Below are 397 nucleotides of genomic sequence, written 5' to 3'. Positions count from 1 at the left end.
CTCGTCGCTTGACGGTGGTGGGTGGTGAATAGGCCGCTTCTCCTATTCCCCACCGCCAAGCGAATGCACGTACACCGCAAGCTCCTTCACTTTTGTCTCCCCCAGACGCGCTCCCCATGCTGGCATCACACCCTGCTTGGGTGCGCGGACCTGCGCGGCGATTGCGCTTTCGCCCGAGCAATAAGGTAGGTCGAGGCCCGGCTACAGCCGGGCCTCGTCGCTTGACGGTGGTGGGAGGTGAATAGGCCGCTTCTCCTATTCCCCACCGCCAAGCGAATGCACGTAGACCGCAAGCTCCTTCACTTTTGTCTCCCCCAGACGCGCGCCCCATGCTGGCATCACACCCTGCTTGGGTGCGCGGACCTGCGCGGCGATTGCGCTTTCGCCCGAGCCATAA

2 pseudogenes are annotated in these 397 nt (G+C 63.5%); both read right to left on the bottom strand.

Annotated features, from left to right (window positions below):
• Positions 1–42: 42 nt before the first annotated feature.
• Positions 43–183, bottom strand: a pseudogene (locus tag ACWTU8_RS33250) (cytochrome-c oxidase, cbb3-type subunit III); the annotation flags it as partial.
• A gap of 72 nt (positions 184–255) precedes the next feature.
• A pseudogene (locus ACWTU8_RS33245) lies at positions 256–397 on the bottom strand (cytochrome-c oxidase, cbb3-type subunit III); the annotation flags it as partial.

The organism is Mesorhizobium sp. BHbdii, from assembly GCF_053848045.1.
This window is presented reverse-complemented; position numbering and strand designations above follow the sequence as displayed.